This window comes from Amycolatopsis sp. NPDC101161, assembly GCF_044768185.1.
Classification (GTDB): Bacteria; Actinomycetota; Actinomycetes; order Mycobacteriales; family Pseudonocardiaceae; genus Amycolatopsis.
The window spans coordinates 502,847-520,461 of sequence record NZ_JBIWPI010000007.1; the positions used below are offsets into that span (position 1 = coordinate 502,847).

Genomic DNA, 17,615 nt, shown 5'->3' on the forward strand with positions numbered 1-17,615 from the left:
GCGGCATGACGATCACCCACGTGCAGTTCCTGACCCTGCCGGTCGCCGACCACGCCCGCGCGCGCGACTTCTACGTCGGCAAGCTCGGCTTCGAAGCGCTCGTCGACCGCCGGACACCGGAGGGCGGGCGGTTCGTGATGGTCGCTCCGAAGGGCGCGCAGACGGGCGTGGTGCTGACCGACCAGCAGGTCACCGGGGTCGAGCCCGGCCCGCGGCACTTCCAGCTGCAGACCACCGACCTCGACGCCGACGTCGCCGCGTTGCGGGCGGCCGGCGTCGAGGTCGCCGACCCGGACGAACGGCCGTGGGGGCGGGCGACGTCCTTCAAGGACCTCGACGGCCACACGCTCGGCCTGCTCCAGCCGTCGGACTTCGGCAACGTCCCGAACTGATGCCGGTCAACGACGACGTCTTCGCCGCCCTCGCCAGCCCGGCGCGGCGGGAAGTCCTGCGGCTGCTGCTGGACGGCCCGATGGCCGCCGGCGCGATCGCCGAACGCTTCGAGATGGCCCGGCCCAGCCTCTCGGAACACCTTCGGGTGCTTCGGGAGGCTGGCCTGGTCAGCGAACAGCGGCAGGGCCGCAACCGCGTCTACCGGCTGGACGCGGCCCCGCTCGAAGAAGTCGCTGACTGGCTCACACCCTACGAGCGGTTCTGGCGGAGCAAGCTCGCCAACCTGCGTGACCTGCTCGACGAGGAGGACCTGTGACCGAGGACGACCCGACCGCGATCCACGTCGACCAGTTCCTCGCCCACCCGGCCCGCAAGGTCTGGCGCGCGCTGACCGAACCGGACCTGCTGGAGCGCTGGATCAACATGCCCAACGACATCAAACCGGTGGTGGGACACCGGTTCCAGCTCCTGGCCGAACCGGTGCCCGCGGCCGGGTTCGCCGGCGGTCCGGTGGCGTGCGAGGTCCTGGAAGTCGAGCCCGAGCGCAAGCTGAGCATCCGCTGGGGTCCGCAGTGGACGGTCACCTGGCGGCTGGTACCGGAAGGCACCGGCACCCGGCTCTTCCTCAGCCACGAGGGCTTCGACCCCGACGACGAGTTCCAGCGCGTCTCCCGGCGCATCATGGGCGGCGGCTGGCGCTCCCACGTGCCGCGCGCACTGGCCCGGTTGCTCGACACCCTCGACGACCCCGCCCCGTTACGATCGGGAGGTGACCCCCGCCGCCGCTGAGCCCACCGAGTCCAAACCCCTGCGCGCCGACGCCCGGCGCAACCGGGCGCGCGTGCTGGAAGCGGCCGAGAGCGTGTTCGCCGCCAAAGGCACCGGGGCGCCCACCGAGGAGGTCGCCCGCGCGGCCGGCGTCGGCATCGGCACGGTGTTCCGGCACTTCCCGACCAAGGAAGCCCTGCTCGAGGCCGTGCTCATCGCCCGGCTGCACCGCTTCGCCGACGAGGCCGAAGCCGTCGTGGCGGCCGACTCCGCCGACCCGGGGGCGGCGTTCTTCACCTTCCTCGCCGGCTGGATCGAGATGTCCAGCGCGAAGAACGCCTACTTCGAGGCGCTCACCGCCGCCGGAGTCACCGTGCCGAAGGCGAAGTCCGAAATCGGCGGCCGCCTGCTGGGGGCGCTCGGGGTGCTGCTGTCCCGGGCCCAGGCCGCGGGCGCGGTCCGCGAAGACCTCGTCCCCGGCGAGCTGATCACGATCATCATCGGCGTGGCGAAGGCCGCCGAGTACGCCGGCCCGGACGCTCACTTGCGCGACCGGGCCGTCACGATCCTCTTCGACGGCCTCCGCCCGCGGGTGTCAGCGGGGCAGCGCGGCTGAGCCGACCGGCTCCAGCGTCGGGCGCTTCGGGGCCATGGTGTCCCCGGAGGACTCGCCCCGCACGCGTCGCCGCACCCACGGCAGCGCGTGCTCCCGCGCCCACTGCAGGTTCTGGCTACGGCGCGCGGCCGGACTGAGCGTCTCGCGCGGCGCGAGCTCCGGGCTGGCCAGCAGGTGCTCGACGCCGAGCACGCGCAGGACCTCGATGGCGACCTCGGTGTGGCCGAGCGCGTTGAGGTGCAGCCGGTCCGGCGCCCAGAAGCGGCGGTCGCACAGCTGCCGCATCGACCACAGGTCGACCAGCAGGGCGCCGTGCCGGGCGGCGATCCCGCGCACGAGCTCGTTGTAGATCGCCACCCGGCCGCGGATCGTGCGGAACAGCGGGTCCTCGACGCCGTCGACCCCGGTGAACAAGATCAGCCGCGCACCGGTGGCACGGACCCGGGCGACGGCGGTCTCGTAGCCGACGAGCAGGGCGTCGATGTCGACCTTGGGCCGCATCAGGTCGTTGCCGCCGGCGTAGAGGGAGACGAGGTCGGGCCCCATGGCCAGGCCCGCGTCGAGCTGTTCGGCGAGCACCTGCGGCAGCAGCTTGCCCCGGATGGCGAGGTTGGCGTACCGGAAGTCCGGCTCCCACGAGGCGAGCTGTTCGGCGACGCGATCGGCCCAGCCGCGCACGCCGTTCGGGGAAGCCGGATCGTCGTCGCCGACACCTTCGGTGAACGAGTCCCCCATGACCACTAAGCGCTTGCTCATGTCCGTCAGTCTAGGCAGCCGCCCGCGGCACGCCGTCCGCCCGGGGCGGAATCCCTGGCGCGCCGCCGTCCGCGGCCGGTACACGGGGAGGATGACGGCCTACGACGCGATCGCCGACTGGTACGAGACCACGTTCCTCGCCGGCCGGCGGGACGACCCCCTGGAACTCGGCTTCGTGCTGCGGGACCTGCTGGGGCCCGGCTCCGGACCGTGCCTCGAACTCGGCTGCGGCACCGGCGCCCACGCGGAGACGATCCGGAGCCTGGGCCGGACTCCGCTCGGCCTCGACGTCTCCGCCGGGATGCTGCGCCACGCGTCCGGACGGCTGCCCGTGCTGCTCGGCGACGCCGAAGCGCTCCCGGTCGCCTCCGGAGCACTGCCCGCGGTCGCGTCGGTCGTGGTGCACACCGACATGCCCGCCTACCCGGCGGTGCTGCGCGAAGCGGCGCGCGCCCTGGCCCCCGGCGGGGTGTTCGTCCACATCGGAGTGCACCCGTGCTTCTGCGGCGCGTTCGCCGATCGGTCCGACGAGCGGGCCGTCGTCCTGCGGCCCGGCTACCGCGACACCGGCTGGACGACCGCGTCGTGGACCGACCGCGGCCTGCGGGACAAGGTCGGCGCCACCCACCGCCCGCTGCCCGAGCTGCTCCACGCCGTCCTCGACGCGGGGCTGGTGTTCGAGCGGTTCGCCGAGGGCGGCGCACCCACGCCGACCGTCCTGGGCTGGCGGGCCGTCAAGCGGTGACCTGCCGGGCCCGGTGGTCGGCGACGTGCACCCGGGTCGCGCAGCGGGTCGAGCAGAAGCGCCGGCGGCCGTTGCGGGACGTGTCGACGTACGCCGTTTCGCACCCCTCCCGGCCGCAGATGCCCAAGCGGTCCGGCGCTTCGCACACCAGGTGGGCCAGCCCGCCCGCGGTGTAAGCGCGGACGCGGCCGACCGGCCCGGCGTCCTCGGCGGAGTAGTGCAGGTGGGGTGGCTTGCCGTCGTGGGTGGTGATGTACGGGCGGCACGCCGCTTCGGCCAGCAGGTCGTTGACCAGCTCCGGGCGGTCGGCGGCGTCCGCGGCGAACACCGGCCGCAGCCGGGCGGCCCACCCCGCGATCCGCGTCGCCTCGTCGTCGGTCAGCGCCGGGATGGACATGCCGTGGCGGACCATCCCGGCCAGCAGCTCGCCCGCCGACCCCGCGTTCACCACGTCGGCGGCCACGAGCGCGGCCGCGCCGCCGTAAGGGTTGAAGTGCACAAAGCCATTACAGCACGATCGGGGAATGGACGTACACCGCTGCCCCCGCTGCGGCTGGCCGCTCGCCGAGCTGCCGGCGACCGCGGCCCGGCCCGCCACCCACCGGCTCGACTACGTGCGCTGCGTCTGCGGCAGCTGGCTCGCCCGCCTCGACGGCGAGGTCGTCGGCGCCACGCGGACGCCGTGACTCACAGGTCGAGCGCGCCCGCGGCGTTGTCGTTCCACTGGTCGACGCGGCGGATGTACTCGTACAGCGCGCGGCTGCCGCGGACCCACCGGCCCTGGTCGGCGATCGCGAGGTCGTCGGCCCCGGCCCGCCGGGCCTCGGTGGCGAACCCGGACCGCAGCGAGTGGCCGGTCACCGGGTACGGCAGGCCCGCGCGGACGCCCGCCCGGGTGAGGATCTGGTTGACGCCGGTGGTGCTCAGCGCCGGCTCGCCGACGTTGCCGTGCCGGTCGACCCGGCGGAACGCGGGCCCCTCGGTGATCCCGGCGCCCGAGCGCCACGCGTGCCACGCCCGCACGGGATCGGTGTCGGGGCTCTCGCGCCGCGGGACGACCATGTCGCCGGTGCTCTTGCCGTGCCGCACGGTCACCGCCAGCCCCCGGTCGTCGACCGGTTCGACGTCGGTGACCAGCAGGTTCGCCAGATCGGAGCAGCGGGCGGCGATCGGGAACCCGATCAGCAGCATCGCCCGGTCGCGGGCGCCGGCCAGGGTGTCCGGGCACGCCCGCGACATCGCCCGCAGGTCGGTGAGGGTGACCATGGTGGCTTTGCCGCGGCCGCGCTGGATCCCCTCGCGGGCGAGCCGCTGCCGGTATCCCTTCAGTGCCCGCCACGCGGCGCGGCTGGCTTCGGAGTCGACGACCACCTTGTGGTGGCGCAGCCCGGCGAGCGCGCCGGTGAGCCGCCGTTCGATCGTCGAGGGCGCCGCCGGAGCGGCCCGCTCCGGCACTTCGGGCACGGCGCGTTCGTCCGGCCGCAGGGTCCGCCCGCGTTCGAGCCAGACGACGAACCCGGTGAGCGCGCCGATCGACGCCGACAGCGGCGGGATCCCGGCCTCGGCGGTGTAGTCCTGCCAGACCTGCCAGTCCTGGGCGTAGGCCTTGAGCGTGTTGGGCGGCCGTTGCCCATCGACGTGCCGGGCGGCGGCTTCGTCCAGCAGGGCGAGCCGATCCTGCGGGCTCAGGGCGGCGGTCACCGGTTCCAGCTCGGGCACGCGCCGAGGTTACGGGATGTCGATCTCCGCAGGCAGGTTGTGCCGCCGGTTTCGGCCAGCCGCGCGCTGCTCGAAGGCCTCGGGCACCGGCCGGTTCGGCGCGGCGCCTCGCCGGGGCGCGGCGGTCTGTGCGATCGCCCGCCCCAGCGACGTGGGCGGCGTCCAGCTCGAGCGCGTCCACCATCGGGTCCCGCATTGGCGGTCCAGGCCGAGGGCGTGCACGCGGATCCTCCTGCCTTGATCCTTCCGGCGGTGTCCACGCAGAATTCGTCCGCCGAGGTTGTCGATCCGGCCGGGTGGCGTTCGTATGAGGGGCGAGCCAGCGAAAGGAGCCGACGTGAAGCAGTACCTGCTCAGCATCTACCAGCCCGACGGACCGACCCCGCCGCCCGACGTGCTCGACGGTGTCATGAAGAAGCTCGACGCCCTCAACGCCGACCTCAAGGCGGCCGGGGCCTGGGTGTTCGCCGGTGGGCTGCACCCGCCGTCCACCGCCACCGTGCTGCGCGCCGACGACGGCGACACCCTCATCACCGATGGCCCCTTCGCCGAAGGCAAGGAACACCTCGGCGGGTTCACCATCATCACCGCGCCCGACCTCGACGCGGCGCTCGCCTGGGGCAGCCGGCTCGCCGACGCCGTCGCGCCGCTGCCGGTCGAGGTGCGGCCGTTCGCCGGATGAGCGTCGAGGACGTCTTCGCCGCGGAGTACGGCCGCGCCGTGTCGGTGCTGGTGCGCGTCTTCGGGAGCATCGACGTCGCCGAGGAAGCCGTGCAGGACGCGTTCACCGAGGCGGTCCGGCGGTGGCCGGACGCCGGGACCCCGCCCAGCCCGGCGGGCTGGATCATCACCACCGCCCGCAACCGCGCGATCGACCGGCTGCGCCGCGAGGCCGCCGGCGCGGACAAGCACGCCCAAGCGGCGTTGCTGCACGCCGAGAACGAGCCCGTTGAGGAGGGCGCCGTGCCCGACGAACGGCTCCGGCTGATCTTCACCTGCTGCCACCCCGCCCTCGCCCGCTCCACCCAGGTCGCGTTGACGCTGCGGCTGCTCGGCGGCCTGACCACCGGCGAGATCGCCGGAGCGTTCCTGGTCGCGGAACCCACGATGGCGCAGCGGATCGTCCGGGCGAAGGGCAAGATCCGCGACGCGGGCATCCCGTACCGCGTCCCGCAGGACGCCGACCTGCCCGCGCGGCTGTCGGCGGTGCTCGCCGTGCTGTACCTGATCTTCAACGAGGGCTACACGGCGAGCGCGGGGGAGGACCTCGTCCGCGACGACCTGTGCCGCGAGGCGATCCGCCTCGCCCGCGTCCTGGCCGGCCTGATGCCCGACGAGCCGGAGGTCTGGGGCCTGCTCGCGCTGATGTTGCTGATCGACGCCCGGCGCGCGACCCGCACGACCGCCTCCGGTGGAGTGGTGCTGCTGGCCGACCAGGACCGGTCGCGCTGGGACGCGGACCTGATCGCCGAGGGCCAGGGCATCGTCCGCCGGTGCCTGCGCCGCAACCAGCCGGGGCCGTACCAGATCCAGGCGGCGATCCAGGCGGTCCACAGCGACGCGCCGACGGACTGGTCCCAGGTCAAGGCGTTGTACGACCAGCTGCTGGCGATCACGCCGACGCCGGTGGTGGCGCTGAACCGGGCGGTCGCGGTCGCGGAGGTCGACGGCCCCGGCGAGGCGCTGGCCTTGGTAGACGAGCTGGACCTGGCGCGGTTCCCGCTGTTTTACGCCATCCGCGCGGACCTGCTGTGCCGCCTGGGCCGGATCGAGGAAGCCACGGCGGCTTACACGGCGGCCATCGACCTGACCCGCAACTCGGCCGAGCGAGCGCTGCTGGAGCGCAAGCGAGCCTCCGCGGTCGCCGGGTAATCAGCCCTTGGCGTACCGGGTCCGTATCGGCTCATCTGAGTTCGGATATGTGACCTTATCCCAACCCAGACAGTCGTACTGACTACTTCTGATTTAGAACAGATACGTCTAGTTCTGATCAGAAGCTTTGATAAGCTCTCGATCATGACGGAAGATGCTGGTCAGCCACGGATTTGCGAGTACCGGCGCTGTGGAGCCCCACTGCCGCCGGCGGTGGGGCGGGGGAGCCGGGCCCGGTTCTGCCAGGACGGGAAGACCTGGGGGCGGCGGAACTTGTCCTGCCGCGACGCCGAGGCCGTCCTGTCCGACGCCGAGTCGCTACGGGAAAGTGATACCGAGCTGGACGACACCGCCGTCACCGCGCTCGCCGGGCAGGTCGACCGGGTGCTCGAGCCCGCGCGCGGGCTCGTCGAGACGCTCACGACGCTGCGCCACCAGCTGGAAGCCACCACGGCGGCCGCGCTCGCCGAACGCGACGCCGCGCTGGCCGAGGCCGACGAGCACCGCCGTCAGCGCGGGCTGGCCGAAGCCGACGCCGGGCAAGCGCGCGAGATCGCGCAGGAAGCCTCCGCTGCCGCGACGGCGGCGGAGAAGGAAAAGGCCGTAGCGATCCGGGAGCGGGACGCGGCCCGCGGCGCCCAGCGCGAGGCGCTGCAGGGGCAGCAGCGCGCCGAAGGGCAGCTGGCCGCGGTGCGGGACGAGTTGGCCCGGGTCGCCGAGCGGGCCGACGCCGCCGCCGCGGTGGCCGGCGAACGCGCCGGGACGATCGCGACGCTGACCGCCGAACTCGCCGCCACCCGCACCGCCCTCGACGAGGAACGCGGTCGCAGCCAGGCCGCGGAGAGCCGCGCCGAAACGACGGCCCTCCGTCTCGAGGCAGCCGAATCGCGTGCTGATGCCGCCACCGCACGCCTCGACGCGGCGCACGAAGAGCTGACCAGGGCAGCTACTGCCCACCAAACCGCCCAGGACCAGGCACGGATGGAGACGGATCGCCTGCGCGCCCGGTTCGACGAGCGCGTCGCCGAGCTGCAGGCGGCCCACGAGCAAACCGTGCGGTCGATGCACGAGACCACCACGAATCTCGGCGCCGAACTGCGAGCCAGCACTGGCCGGGCGGACAACGCGGAACGTGCCCTGACCAGGGCGTTGGCGGTCCTGAGGGAGACGCCGGGCCTGGAGCTGCCCGAAGACGTGACGGCAATGCTTAAGTAGTTACTTGACTATTGAGTCCGGCGGCCATAACTTAAGTACATGCTTGACCATGAGCTGGACCTGGTGTTCCGCGCCCTGGGCGACCGGACGCGGCGGGCGCTGGTGGAGCGGCTCGTGCGCGGGCCGGCGTCGGTCAGCGAGCTCGCCGAGCCGTTGACGATGTCGCTCGCCGCCGTCATGCAGCACCTGCAGGTGCTCGAATCCGCCGGGATCGTGCGGTCGGAGAAGGTCGGCCGCGTCCGGACCTGCCGGATCGAGCCGGAGGTGCTGCGCGCCGGCGAGCACTGGCTGGGCCGGCAGCGCACCGCGTGGGAAAGCAGGCTCGACCGGCTCGGTGACTTCCTCGCCGAGCCGCCCGGCACGTCGGAAGGGACCACGTCATGACCGTCACCCACAGCACGTTCACGCTGGAACGCACCTACGCCGTCCCGCCGGCGCGGGTGTTCGCCGCCTGGGCGGACCCGGCCGCCAAAGCACGCTGGTTCGTCCCCGATGGGACCCACGAGCTGGACTTCCGCGTCGGCGGCGTGGAGACCGTCGGCGCCACCGGCCCGGACGGCATCGCGCTCGCCGTCACCTCGACCTACCACGACATCGTGCCGGAGCAGCGCATCGTCTATTCGACGACGCTCAGCGGCGGCAAGGCGCTGGCCACGGTGTCGATCACCACGGTCGAGCTGGCCGCCGACGGCGACGGCACCCGCCTGACCCTGACCGAGCAGGGGACCTTCCTCGACGGCGCCGAAGAACCGGCGTGGCGCGAGCAAGGCACGGGCGACTGGCTGGACCGGCTGGGCGAGGCCCTCCGATGACCGCCGCGCTCACCACGCTCGTCGAATCCCGGACCGGGGCCGTGGCGGCGAAGGACGTCGAGACGCTGGTGGCCCAGTACGCCGAGGACGTCACGCTGTTCGACGCGCTCGGCCCGCTGCGCGACACCGGCCGGGACGTCGAACGGAACCGGCTGCGGGAGTGGTTCGGCGGCTACCGGTCCACGATCGACCTGACCATCAAGGACCTCCAGGTGGTCGCGGACGGCGACGTCGGCTTCGCGCACTACCTGTTCCGGGTCCGCGGCACCATGACCGACGGCACCGAGGTGGACATGTGGGTCCGCGCCACCGTCGGGTTCCGCCGCGGCGAGGACGGCTGGAAGATCGTCCACGAGCACAGTTCCGTGCCGTTCACGCCGTCCGGTACTGCTGCGGGCTGACGCCGAACTCGCGTTTGAACGCCGCGCTCAACGCGAACGCGCTGCCGTAGCCGACCTGGCGGGCGACCGACGCGATCGTCGACTCCGGTTGCTGGCGCAGCAGATCCGCCGCCAAAGCCAGCCGCCAGCCGGTCAGGTACGCCATCGGGGTTTCGCCGACTGTCGTGGCGAAGCGGCGGGCCAGCGCAGCCCGGGAGACTCCGGTGTTGGCGGCGAGCTTCGCGACCGTCCACGGCTCGTCCGGCTGGTGCTGCAGCAACCGCAGTGCCTGCCCGACGACGGGGTCCTCGTGGGCGCGGTACCAGGCGGGCGCGCTGGTGTCGGGCCGGTCGAACCACGCGCGCAGCGCCGCGATCAGCAGCACGTCGAGCAGCCGGTCGAGGACGGCTTCCTGCCCGGGCACGTCCCGGCCGATTTCGCCGGCCAGCAGCCCGACCAGCGGTGTGGGCCAGTCGGCCGCCCGCAGCACGATCAACGCCGGCAACGCGGCGAGGAGCTTCTTGCTGATCTCCCCTTCCATCCCGTAGGTGCCGGTGAGCAGCACGACCGGGCCGCCGGTGCCCCACGTGCGGACCCCCAGGTCGGCGTAGTCGGTGAGGTGACCGCCGTCGGGGGTGCGGCACTCCTGGCCGGGCAGGATCAGCGCCTGTGGTGGCGTCGACGGGTGGTCGGCGACCAGGTACGGGTCCGGGCCGCGGGCGATCGCGATGTCGCCTTCGCCCAGCAGGACGGCTTCGCCGGCGTCCAGGACGATCCACGCCTCGCCGCGCACGACCGACACCACGGTCAGCGGCGCCCGGTCCTCGATGCGCAGCGACCACGGCGGGGTCAGCACCGAGCGGAGCAGGAACGCGCCGTGGGCGCGGGGACCGTCGAGGAGCGCGGCAAGCGGGTCCATGCGCCGAGTGTAGACGCTGGAACATGCGATCGAGCCTGTGAACTATGGAGAGTCTCACCGGTGGCCGGTTGACTCAGGGGCATGACAACGAACTTCCTGGTGGTGGGCGGCACCGGCAAGACCGGGCGCCGCGTGGCGGACCGGCTGCGGGAGCGCGGCCTGCCGGTGCGGATCACGTCGCGGCGCGGGGCGCCGCCGTTCGACTGGAGCGATCGCGAGACCTGGGCGCCGGCGCTGAAGGACGTCGACGCCGTCTACCTGACGTACTACCCCGACCTGGTGGTGCCCGGTGCGGCCGCCGACATCCGGGCGTTCGCCGAGCTGGCCGTGGCGCACGGCGTCGGGCACCTGGTGCTGCTGTCGGGCCGCGGCGAGGAAGAGGCCGAGGCATGCGAGCGGATCGTGGCCGAGGCGGGGACCGGCTGGACGGTGCTGCGGTGCAGCTGGTTCGCGCAGAACTTCAGCGAGCACTTCCTGCTCGACGCGGTACGCGGTGGTGAGATCGCGTTGCCGGCGGGCGCGGTGACCGAGCCGTTCGTCGACGTCCGCGACATCGCCGACGTCGCGGTGAAGGTTCTCACCGAACCCGGGCACGCCGGAAAGCTCTACGAGCTGACCGGGCCGCGGCTGCTGAGCTTCGCCGATGCGGCCGCGGAAATCGCGGCCGCATCGGGGCGGGACGTCCGCTATGTTCCGGTTTCCGCCGAGGAGTACGCGGCCGCGGCGGTCGAGTACGGCGTGCCGGCGGACGAGATCGGCGCGTTGACCGAGCTGTTCGCGCGCGTACTGGACGGCCGCAACGAGTCGGTGACCGGCGATGTCGAGCGGGTGCTGGGGCGGCCGGCGACGGACTTCACGGACTTCGCGCGGGACGCGGCGGCGACCGGGGTCTGGGCCAGGTGAAGGGGAAGGTGACACCGATGTCCACTGTGGTGCTGGTGGCCGCGCTGGTCGCGGCCGGGTTGATCGCCGGGTTGTTCTACGCCTACGCGTGCTCGGTGCTGCCGGGGATCGGCCGCGGCGACGACAAGACGTTCGTGGAGGCGATGCGCGGGATCAACGTCGCGATCGTCAACCCGGTCTTCCTGCTGACTTTCCTGGGGGCGCCGCTGCTGGCGGGGGTGGCGATCTTCCTCGACCCGGGGCCGCGGCCGTGGGTGATCGCCGGGTTCGCGTGCCTGGCGGCGATGGTCGTGATCACCGCGGTGGTGAACATCCCGCTCAACAACGCGCTGGACTCCGGCGGGGACGACTACGCGGCGGTGCGCGCGAACTTCGAGGCGGTGTGGGTGCGCTGGAACGTCCTGCGCGCGGTGGTGAGCACGGCCGGCTTCGGCTGCCTGGTCGCCGCCGTGCTCACCAGGAGGTGACTCAGTCCGCGAGGCGGAAGAGCAGGTCGGTGACCCACTCGTTCGGGTCGGGCACCTCCAGGGGGTTGGTGCGCAGGACTTCCAGGCGGCCACCCCATTCCTCGCCGTCCGGGCCCTCCGTGACGTCCCAGGTGACGCCCTCGGCGGCGCCCCAGGCCAGGACCGCTCCGGTCGCGGCGGCCAGGCCGTCGGGGGCGCCGACGTAGGTGTCGAGCACGTACTTCCCGGCCGGGACTTCGCCGAGGAACGCCGGTTCTTCGGGGGTGAAGCCGCCTTCGATCGGGACGCCGGCTTCGACGGTGAACCGCATGCCGGGGTGCAGGACGCGGTAGCGGAAGAAGGGCGCGCCGGCCGGGACGATCCCGTGCCCGGCGAGCGTGCCGATCAGCGGGGGCAGCCGGTCGGCGATGCGCGGGAACTCCTCGATGCCGAGGGTCGCGCGCTCGGCGACGTAGGACTGGGCCGGCCGGTCCACGATGGACGGCATCAGGGCTCCTCCGGGACGAAGACGGGACGGACCTCGATACTGCCGTACGTCGCGGCGGGGTGCTTGGCCGCGATCTCCAGGGCTTCGTCGAGGTCGTCGCACTCGATGACGACGTAGCCGCCGATCTGTTCCTTGGCTTCGGCGAACGGCCCGTCGGTGAGGAGCACTTCGCCGTCGCGGACGCGGATGGTGGTGGCCTCCGACGGCGGGCGCAGGCCGCCTCCGCCGTGGATCTTGCCGCGGCGGGCGAGGTCTTCACCCCAGCCGTCGCAGCCGTCGTACTGGTGTTCTTCGGCGGTTTCGTCGCCGGCGATCAGGAGCAGGTACCGCACTTCAGCGTCCTTCCAGTACTTCGCGCAGGCGCGCGGCGAAAGCTTCCGGTTCGGTGGCGAACCCGCCGTGGTCGCCCGGGAACTCCACGGCGGTCAGGCCGAGGCCGTCGGCGAGCCCGAGGCCGGTTTCGTGGGCCGTCGACCCGGCGGACTTCTCCCCGACGGCGACGACCAGCCGTGCGGACGTCGCCCGGAGCGCGTCGAGATCGGGTTGGTAGGCGCCGGTGGCGGCCATCAGGTGGCGGAAGAAGTAGGTGAAGTTGCCTTCGCCGCGCGGGTCGAGCGGCGGCGCGGGGTCGACCCCGACGAGCGCCATGAACGCGGGGAAGGCCGCGCCGATGCCCTCGTCACGGAACAGCGCCGGGATGTCGGGCCCGTCGAGAGCGCCGGCGGGCAGGTAACGGCTGACCGGCGGCTCGTGCAACACGACCGTGCGGACGTCGCCGGGGTGGCGGACGACGTTCTCGAGCATCGTTATGGCGCCGCCGCTGCTGGCGAAGACGTCCGCGGGCCCGACCTCGGTGAGCAGGCGGTGCACGTCGTCGGCGTGCTCACCGACGATGTCGCCTCCCGGTTCGCCGTCGAGGGGGCTGCGGCCGAGGCCGCGCGGGTCGTAGGTGACGACGGTGTGGTCCTCGGCCAGCACCGGCCGGATGTGCGTGAACACCGCGGCGTCGGCGGGGCCGCCGGGAACCAGCAGCAGCACCGGACCGCGGCCGGTGACGTCGTAGGTGAGCGTGGCGCCGGGGACGGCGAGGGTGGTCATGGGCATTCCTCCGGTGGTCGGGTCTCGCCCGACCGACGAACGGGCTCGCCCGGGACCGACACGACCTCCGAAATTCTTCGCGTGAGGTAGGCGCGCTCGGCGTCGGTGGGCGCGAGGTCGCGAGCGACGGCGTACCACTCGGCGGCTTCGGCGGTCCGGCCCAGGCGGCGGAGGAAGTCGGCGCGGGTGGCGGGCAGCAGGTGGTAGCCGTCCATGTCCAGCTCGTCGAGCAGGGCGAGACCGGCGAGCGGGCCGTCGGCCATGCCCACCGCGACGGCCCGGTTGAGCTCCACGACTGCGCTGGGGACGAACTTGCGCAGCTCGCCGTAGAGGCCCGCGATCTGGGCCCAGTCGGTGTCGGCGGGTGTCTCGGCGGTGGCGTGGCAGGCGGCGATGGCGGCCTGGATCTGGTACGGCCCCGGCTGCCGACGGCGCAACGCCGTCTCCAGGACCTGGGTGCCTTCGGCGATTTCGCCCGCGTCCCACCGGGTGCGGTCCTGTTCCTCGAGCGGGACGAGTTCGCCGTCGGGGCCGGTTCGGGTGGCGCGGCGGGCGTGCTGCAACAGCATCAGCGCGAGCAGGCCGAGAACCTCGGGTTCGTCGGGCATCAGCCGGGCCAGGACGCGGGCGAGGCGGACGGCTTCGGCGGCGAGGTCGGGGCGCAGCAGGTCGGGTCCGGCGCTGGCGGAGTAGCCCTCGTTGAACGTCAGGTACAGCACGCCGAGGACGGCGGCGGTGCGTTCGGGCAGCAGGTGCGCGGGCGGGACGCGGTAGGGGATGCCGGCGCCCTTGATCTTGCGCTTCACCCGCACCAGCCGCTGGGACATGGTGGCTTCGGGGACGAGGAACGCGCGGGCGATCTCGGCGGTGGAGAGCCCGGCGAGGGTGCGCAGGGCGAGGGCGACCTGGGCTTCGGTGGCCAGGGCCGGGTGGCAGCAGGTGAAGATCAGCCGGAGCCGGTCGTCGGTGACGCCGGAGTCGTCGTCGGGTTCGAGCGCTGAGGAGTGTTCGGGGACGTGCATCAGCGCGGCCTCCCGCAGCTTGGCGGCGCCGACGGTGTCGCGGCGGAGCCGGTCGGTGGCGCGGTTGCGGGCGGCGGTGGTCAGCCAGGCACCGGGTCGCTTCGGGACGCCGTCGCGGGGCCAGGTGCGCAGGGCGAGGGCGAACGCCTCCTGGGCGCACTCCTCGGCGAGGTCCCAGTCACCGGTGATCCGGATGAGCGTGGCCACGACCTGGCCCCACTCTTCACGGAACGCTTCCGCGACCGCGGTCTCGACGTCCACCGTGCCTCCTTCGCGCCGGGTCACCCACCCGACGAACGGCTCGGGCCGGAACCGACAGCGGCCGCGTGGCAGGCGCCGAACCCTTCGGCGCGCGCGACGATCCGGCCGCCGTCGACGCGGACGGCGGTCTCGGTGGCGTCGCTGACCGCGGTGACGCCGGCGGCCGCGGCGAGCTCGCCGGTCGCGTCGCAGACCAGCCGCAGCCGGGGCCGGGCCGGGGGCGCGACGGCCTGGTCGAGGCAGCCGCGCAGGTCGGCGACGGCGAGCCGGGCCAGCGGGGCGAGTTCGCCGGGGTCGCTGGTGACGAGCACGGCGGTGACGTCGGCGCCGGTGCGCACGGCTTCTTCGAAGGCGGCCGCGCGGTGCAGGCCGAGGACGGTGACGACGCCGTCGCCGGGCCGGACCGGCTCGCCGGTCAGCAGGTCGGTCGCCGTCGGCGGGGTCCAGGGCTCGTCGGCGGGCCGCGCCTGGGCGGTGATGGGTGGGGTCGCCAGCCAGGCGTCGTCGAGGTCCAGCTCGAGCAGCGCGGCGCAGGCGGTGACGATGTGGAACGGTTCGCCGAAGCCGGGTGCGGCGGCGGCGAGCTGGCTCGCGCCGTGCAGCGTCGTCAACGCGGCTTCGGCGACGCGCACGAGGCGCCGGCCGGGGCGGAGCCGTTCCAGGGCGAACCCGAGCAGGATCGCGTCGACGCGCATGAGCTGCGCGAACGGCCGGCGGGTGTGCTCGTCGGCGAGGATCTCCGGAAGCAGGTCGCGGCCGAGGCGGGCTTCGCCGCTGTCGGCGTCGGTGGCCAGGGGCAGGCGGGCGACCCAGGCGCGGGCGAACGCGGCCAGGGCGCCGGCGGCGGTGGGGTCCGCCGGCGGGGTGGCGGGCCGGGGCGCGCGTTCGGCGAGGTCGGCCAGGACGGCGAAGTACAGGGCTCGTTTGCCGGGGAAGTTGGAGTAGACGGCGCCGCGGGTCAGCTCGGCGCGTTCGGCGATGACGTCGATCTTCGCCTCGCGGAAGCCGCGCCGGGCGAACTCGTCGCGGGCGGCGGCGAGGACCTTCGCGCGGTTGCGTTCCTGGGTTTCCGCCCTGCTGAGCCTGACCATCGTCCTCCTTGCCGTGCCGGTGCGAGCCAAGATACCGTGACCACTGAGATGATAAGAACATCTGATTACAACATCTGGAGTGGTGGATGACCCCCGAGATCGACCTGACCGACTTCAAGGTCCTGACCGACCCCTTCACCGCCTACGACCAGGCGCGCGAAGTGAGCGCGGTGGCGCGGCTGGTGATCCCCGGCTTCGGCCCGTTCTGGGCGCTCACCCGCTACCGCGAGGCCCGCGCGATGCTGGCCGACCCGCGGTTCGAGGTCCGCTCCGAGAGCTTCATGCGCCCGCCGGGCATCCCCGAGCACTGCCTCGAATACCTGCGGACGATGGCCGAGCGCGACGGCCCCGAGCACCTGCGGCTGCGGCGGCTGGTCGCCCCGGCGTTCACCCCGAAACGCGCCGCGCAGCTGCGGCCACGGCTGGCGGAGCTGACCGAACGGCTGCTCGACGAGCTGCCCGGCCACGCCGAGGACGGCGTCGTGGACCTGGTGCCGCACTTCGCCCGGCCGCTGCCGATGGACGTCATCTGCGAGCTGGCGGGCATCGCCGAGGCCGACCGGCCGCGCTGGCGGGAATACGGCGCCGCGGTCGCGGGCGGGGCCGGTCCGGACTTCGCGGCCGCGATCCCGGCGATCATCGAGGGCGCGAAGGAGGCGGTGGCGCGCAGCCGGGCCGAACCGGGTGACGACCTCATCGGCGACCTCGTCCACGCCCAGGACGGTGACCGGCTCACCGACACCGAGCTGGTCACCCTCGTCTGGCACCTGGTCCTGGCCGGGCAGACGCCGGTGAACCTGATCGCCAACGCCGTCGAAGCGCTCCTGCGGCACCCGGACCAGCTGGACCTGCTGCGGGCGGACCCGGGGTTGTGGCCGGGTGCGGTCGAGGAGCTGATGCGCTTCTGCAGCCCGCAGCTGCTGACCACGCCGCGCTTCGCCCGCGAGGACGTCGAGATCGACGGGCAGCTGATCCGCGAAGGCGAGCGGGTGACCGCGGCGATGGTGGCCGCCGACCGCGACCCGCGCGTGTTCGGCGACGCGGACCGCCTCGACGTCACGCGGACCGGGCCCGCGCAGCTCGGCTTCTCCCACGGCCCACACTTCTGCCTGGGCGCCTCGATCGCGCGGGTGGAGACGGAAGTGGCGCTCTCGACGCTGTTCCGGCGCTTCCCGAACCTGGAGCTGGCCGGCGACGTCCCCCGCGCTCCGGACGGCGGGACGTGGCGGCCGGCGAAGCTACTTCTGACGCTCTGACACGAGCGCCGCGATGCCGTCGAGGACGCGGGCGAGGCCGAAGCGGAAGGTGTAGGCCGGGTCTTCGGCGGCGTTGTGGGCTTCGCCCGCGGCCTGGCCGACGCGCGAGGCCAGGGGGTAGTGCTCGGCGGCGGCCGCCGGGATCCCGGCGAGCACCGGCGCGGCACGCTCCCACCACTGCGCGTCGGTCAGGCCGCTGGTGCGGACCAGGCGGGCGGCGTCGAGCGAGCTGCGCGCGGTGGTCCACACAAGGCCGGTGACGAGGCCGACGGCGGCGTCCATCTCGACGTCGTCGAGGCCGATGCCGTCGACCGCGCGCAGTTCGTGCTCGTACTTGGCGAAGCTGTGCGGGCCCAGCGCCGAGCGGCTGGTGGTGACGCGCAGCAGCCAGGGGTGGCGGTGGAACAGCGCCCACTGGTCTTCGGCGATCGCGGTCAGCGCGTCGCGCCAGCCGAGGGCCGGATCGGGGACGGGCAGCTCGCCGTGGGCGTGGTCGATCATCAGGTCGAGCAGCTCGGCGCGGCCCGGTACGTAGGTGTAGAGCGACATGGGGGAGACGCCGAGCTGCTCGGCGACGCGGCGGATGGTGACCGCGTCGATGGTGTCGGCGTCGGCCAGCGCGATGGCCGCGCGGACGACGTCGGCCGTGGTCAGCTTGGGTTTCGGGCCGCGTCGCGGGGGCGCGGAGACGCCCCAGAGCAGCTCGATCGCCCGTCGCGGGTCGCCGTCGCCGTTGTCCTCGGTGCTCACGCCGCTCATTCTGCCCACCGGATTCTCGTACGTCGTACAGAGTTGTGCTAACCTCTTCTTCGTACACAGTACAGAGTTAAGGGGC

General features: G+C 73.3%; 25 protein-coding genes. 15 read left to right on the plus strand and 10 right to left on the minus strand.

Annotation, left to right across the window (positions count from 1 at the left end; genetic code table 11):
* Positions 1 to 5 precede the first annotated feature (5 nt).
* From ACIRSS_RS44980 to ACIRSS_RS44995, 4 genes are read left to right on the plus strand one after another with little or no spacing between them, the layout of a single operon-like run.
* Complete coding sequence (locus ACIRSS_RS44980) at positions 6 to 392, plus strand: VOC family protein (protein ID WP_400907009.1); 387 nt, start codon at positions 6 to 8, stop codon at positions 390 to 392.
* On the plus strand, positions 392 to 709 hold the full coding sequence (locus ACIRSS_RS44985) for a metalloregulator ArsR/SmtB family transcription factor (RefSeq protein ID WP_400907012.1): 318 nt from the start codon (positions 392 to 394) through the stop codon (positions 707 to 709). The genes ACIRSS_RS44980 and ACIRSS_RS44985 overlap by 1 nt, the downstream gene beginning before the upstream one ends.
* Positions 706 to 1,182 (plus strand): SRPBCC domain-containing protein, encoded by a 477-nt coding sequence (locus ACIRSS_RS44990; RefSeq protein WP_400907013.1) that lies wholly within the window; start codon positions 706 to 708, stop codon positions 1,180 to 1,182. Before ACIRSS_RS44985 ends, ACIRSS_RS44990 begins: the two co-directional genes overlap by 4 nt.
* Positions 1,163 to 1,777, plus strand: a complete 615-nt coding sequence (locus ACIRSS_RS44995; protein ID WP_400907015.1) for a TetR/AcrR family transcriptional regulator — start codon at positions 1,163 to 1,165, stop codon at positions 1,775 to 1,777. Before ACIRSS_RS44990 ends, ACIRSS_RS44995 begins: the two co-directional genes overlap by 20 nt.
* Here ACIRSS_RS44995 and ACIRSS_RS45000 read toward each other — a convergent pair.
* Entirely contained in the window at positions 1,757 to 2,533 is a 777-nt protein-coding gene (locus ACIRSS_RS45000) for an SGNH/GDSL hydrolase family protein (RefSeq protein WP_400907018.1), read from the minus strand. The two genes, ACIRSS_RS44995 and ACIRSS_RS45000, sit on opposite strands and share 21 nt — an antisense overlap.
* A gap of 91 nt (positions 2,534 to 2,624) precedes the next feature.
* Here ACIRSS_RS45000 and ACIRSS_RS45005 point away from each other — a divergent pair, with 91 nt between their 5' ends.
* A complete protein-coding gene (locus ACIRSS_RS45005; protein WP_400907021.1) occupies positions 2,625 to 3,278 on the plus strand; it encodes a class I SAM-dependent methyltransferase in 654 nt (217 codons plus the stop codon).
* On the opposite strand, the gene ACIRSS_RS45010 is transcribed toward ACIRSS_RS45005, so the two are convergent.
* Positions 3,268 to 3,777, minus strand: a complete 510-nt coding sequence (locus ACIRSS_RS45010) for a CGNR zinc finger domain-containing protein (RefSeq protein ID WP_400907024.1) — start codon at positions 3,775 to 3,777, stop codon at positions 3,268 to 3,270. The two genes, ACIRSS_RS45005 and ACIRSS_RS45010, sit on opposite strands and share 11 nt — an antisense overlap.
* 25 nt (positions 3,778 to 3,802) lie before the next feature.
* Between ACIRSS_RS45010 and ACIRSS_RS45015 the strand changes: the two genes are divergently transcribed.
* A complete protein-coding gene (locus tag ACIRSS_RS45015; protein WP_400907027.1) occupies positions 3,803 to 3,964 on the plus strand; it encodes a hypothetical protein in 162 nt (53 codons plus the stop codon).
* A 1-nt stretch (position 3,965) separates the two neighbouring features.
* Here ACIRSS_RS45015 and ACIRSS_RS45020 read toward each other — a convergent pair whose 3' ends face one another.
* Positions 3,966 to 4,997, minus strand: coding sequence for a site-specific integrase (locus ACIRSS_RS45020; protein ID WP_400907028.1), 1,032 nt, complete (start codon positions 4,995 to 4,997; stop codon positions 3,966 to 3,968).
* 337 nt (positions 4,998 to 5,334) lie between these two features.
* Here ACIRSS_RS45020 and ACIRSS_RS45025 point away from each other — a divergent pair, with 337 nt between their 5' ends.
* From ACIRSS_RS45025 to ACIRSS_RS45050, 6 genes are all read left to right on the plus strand, one after another.
* Positions 5,335 to 5,679 carry a YciI family protein gene (locus ACIRSS_RS45025; RefSeq protein ID WP_400907031.1) on the plus strand — a complete coding sequence of 115 codons (345 nt, stop codon included), beginning with the start codon at positions 5,335 to 5,337 and terminating at the stop codon, positions 5,677 to 5,679.
* Entirely contained in the window at positions 5,676 to 6,869 is a 1,194-nt protein-coding gene (locus tag ACIRSS_RS45030; protein WP_400907034.1) for an RNA polymerase sigma factor, read from the plus strand. The genes ACIRSS_RS45025 and ACIRSS_RS45030 overlap by 4 nt, the downstream gene beginning before the upstream one ends.
* Positions 6,870 to 7,013: 144 nt before the next feature.
* A complete protein-coding gene (locus ACIRSS_RS45035) occupies positions 7,014 to 8,084 on the plus strand; it encodes a hypothetical protein (RefSeq protein ID WP_400907037.1) in 1,071 nt (356 codons plus the stop codon).
* Positions 8,085 to 8,123: 39 nt separating this feature from the next.
* The gene (locus ACIRSS_RS45040; RefSeq protein ID WP_400907040.1) at positions 8,124 to 8,468 is read left to right on the plus strand and encodes an ArsR/SmtB family transcription factor; all 345 of its coding nucleotides are present in this window, start codon (positions 8,124 to 8,126) and stop codon (positions 8,466 to 8,468) included.
* Positions 8,465 to 8,896: an SRPBCC domain-containing protein gene (locus ACIRSS_RS45045; RefSeq protein ID WP_400907043.1), complete on the plus strand. Its 432-nt coding sequence runs from the start codon at positions 8,465 to 8,467 to the stop codon at positions 8,894 to 8,896. Before ACIRSS_RS45040 ends, ACIRSS_RS45045 begins: the two co-directional genes overlap by 4 nt.
* Positions 8,893 to 9,297, plus strand: coding sequence for a YybH family protein (locus tag ACIRSS_RS45050; RefSeq protein WP_400907046.1), 405 nt, complete (start codon positions 8,893 to 8,895; stop codon positions 9,295 to 9,297). Before ACIRSS_RS45045 ends, ACIRSS_RS45050 begins: the two co-directional genes overlap by 4 nt.
* Here the strand turns inward: ACIRSS_RS45050 and ACIRSS_RS45055 are convergent.
* Positions 9,269 to 10,195 (minus strand): AraC family transcriptional regulator, encoded by a 927-nt coding sequence (locus ACIRSS_RS45055; protein ID WP_400907049.1) that lies wholly within the window; start codon positions 10,193 to 10,195, stop codon positions 9,269 to 9,271. The genes ACIRSS_RS45050 and ACIRSS_RS45055 overlap by 29 nt on opposite strands.
* A gap of 81 nt (positions 10,196 to 10,276) precedes the next feature.
* On the opposite strand from ACIRSS_RS45055, the gene ACIRSS_RS45060 reads away from it, so the two are divergent.
* Entirely contained in the window at positions 10,277 to 11,098 is an 822-nt protein-coding gene (locus ACIRSS_RS45060) for an NAD(P)H-binding protein (protein WP_400907052.1), read from the plus strand.
* Between the two features lie 17 nt (positions 11,099 to 11,115).
* Entirely contained in the window at positions 11,116 to 11,565 is a 450-nt protein-coding gene (locus ACIRSS_RS45065; RefSeq protein ID WP_400907055.1) for a DUF1772 domain-containing protein, read from the plus strand.
* A 1-nt stretch (position 11,566) separates the two neighbouring features.
* Here ACIRSS_RS45065 and ACIRSS_RS45070 read toward each other — a convergent pair whose 3' ends face one another.
* The 5 genes from ACIRSS_RS45070 to ACIRSS_RS45090 are packed head-to-tail and all read right to left on the minus strand — an operon-like array spanning position 11,567 to position 15,524.
* Positions 11,567 to 12,052, minus strand: a complete 486-nt coding sequence (locus ACIRSS_RS45070; RefSeq protein ID WP_400907057.1) for an AraC family transcriptional regulator — start codon at positions 12,050 to 12,052, stop codon at positions 11,567 to 11,569.
* Complete coding sequence (locus ACIRSS_RS45075; protein ID WP_400907060.1) at positions 12,052 to 12,384, minus strand: YciI family protein; 333 nt, start codon at positions 12,382 to 12,384, stop codon at positions 12,052 to 12,054. The genes ACIRSS_RS45070 and ACIRSS_RS45075 overlap by 1 nt, the downstream gene beginning before the upstream one ends.
* A 1-nt stretch (position 12,385) precedes the next feature.
* Positions 12,386 to 13,150 carry an alpha/beta fold hydrolase gene (locus tag ACIRSS_RS45080; protein ID WP_400907062.1) on the minus strand — a complete coding sequence of 255 codons (765 nt, stop codon included), beginning with the start codon at positions 13,148 to 13,150 and terminating at the stop codon, positions 12,386 to 12,388.
* Positions 13,147 to 14,433, minus strand: a complete 1,287-nt coding sequence (locus ACIRSS_RS45085) for an RNA polymerase sigma factor (protein WP_400907063.1) — start codon at positions 14,431 to 14,433, stop codon at positions 13,147 to 13,149. The genes ACIRSS_RS45080 and ACIRSS_RS45085 overlap by 4 nt, the downstream gene beginning before the upstream one ends.
* A gap of 20 nt (positions 14,434 to 14,453) precedes the next feature.
* Positions 14,454 to 15,524, minus strand: a complete 1,071-nt coding sequence (locus ACIRSS_RS45090) for a TetR family transcriptional regulator (RefSeq protein ID WP_400907065.1) — start codon at positions 15,522 to 15,524, stop codon at positions 14,454 to 14,456.
* A gap of 86 nt (positions 15,525 to 15,610) precedes the next feature.
* Here ACIRSS_RS45090 and ACIRSS_RS45095 point away from each other — a divergent pair, with 86 nt between their 5' ends.
* Positions 15,611 to 16,780: a cytochrome P450 gene (locus ACIRSS_RS45095; RefSeq protein ID WP_400907068.1), complete on the plus strand. Its 1,170-nt coding sequence runs from the start codon at positions 15,611 to 15,613 to the stop codon at positions 16,778 to 16,780.
* Here the strand turns inward: ACIRSS_RS45095 and ACIRSS_RS45100 are convergent.
* A complete protein-coding gene (locus ACIRSS_RS45100; protein WP_400907071.1) occupies positions 16,763 to 17,539 on the minus strand; it encodes a TetR/AcrR family transcriptional regulator in 777 nt (258 codons plus the stop codon). The two genes, ACIRSS_RS45095 and ACIRSS_RS45100, sit on opposite strands and share 18 nt — an antisense overlap.
* Between the last annotated feature and the right edge of the window lie 76 nt (positions 17,540 to 17,615).